General features: G+C 45.3%; 2 protein-coding genes. One reads left to right on the top strand and one right to left on the bottom strand.

Translation table 11 applies throughout. The features are described 5' to 3' along the window. On the top strand, nucleotides 1–137 hold a 137-nt coding region (gene hisE / locus R7Z49_RS24855), incomplete at its 5' end, for a phosphoribosyl-ATP diphosphatase (protein ID WP_318112358.1). A 67-nt stretch (nucleotides 138–204) separates the two neighbouring features. Here the strand turns inward: hisE and R7Z49_RS24850 are convergent. After that, nucleotides 205–708 (bottom strand): YchJ family protein, encoded by a 504-nt coding sequence (locus tag R7Z49_RS24850; RefSeq protein WP_015296531.1) that lies wholly within the window; start codon nucleotides 706–708, stop codon nucleotides 205–207. Between the last annotated feature and the right edge of the window lie 14 nt (nucleotides 709–722).

The following is a 722-nucleotide window of genomic DNA, read 5'->3' as shown; positions in this document are numbered from 1 at the left end:
TTGCGGCGACGTCGGGCGATAAGGCGGAGTTAGTGTGTGAATCTGCAGATTTGATCTATCACTTGTTGGTGCTTTTACAAGACCAAGGTTTATCAATGAACGATGTGGTGAATAAGCTTAAAGAGCGTCACAAGTAGTTCAAATCAAAGACATAATACAAAGGCTGCCATGTGGAAGCCTTTGTTTTTTCTTGATAGTGCCATTTTATCCGCAGCACTTTTTAAATTTCTTACCGCTGCCACAAATACATGGATCGTTACGGCCTACTTTTAAGCTGCTGATGGATTGATTAAGTCGCGGATCTTGCTCGGATTCTTCTTCAGGGAAGGTGCCATCAATGTAATACCACAACCCATCTTCTTTCACGAAGCGTGAACGCTCGCTCAGGCAGTAGCGTTGGCCGTCTTCATTGAAATAGGCGTTGAACTCAACAAAGCCTTCATTTTCATGGCTGCCAGCTTCTGCTTTGACGACTTCCAGTTTGCACCAATCGCTGTCGATCGATTGTGCGATACCTTCACGTTGTTCTTCTGCGTTACAACTTGGGTGATATGTTTTCACAACGTAGTCAACGAGGCCTAGCACATGAGCGCTATAGCGAGAGCGCATTAACTGTTCTGGTGTTTTGACGTCAGCGTGATTGTTGTGCGCAATTTCGCAACACTGTTGGTAGGTACGGTTAGCGCCGCAAGGACAAGAAGAAGCCATAAAATGAAATCTCG

This window comes from Vibrio sp. 1562 (assembly GCF_033340155.1).
GTDB classification, from domain to species: domain Bacteria; phylum Pseudomonadota; class Gammaproteobacteria; order Enterobacterales; family Vibrionaceae; genus Vibrio; species Vibrio alginolyticus.
The sequence above is the reverse complement of the archived record's forward strand: the minus strand, read 5'-3'. Positions and strand labels throughout refer to the sequence as shown.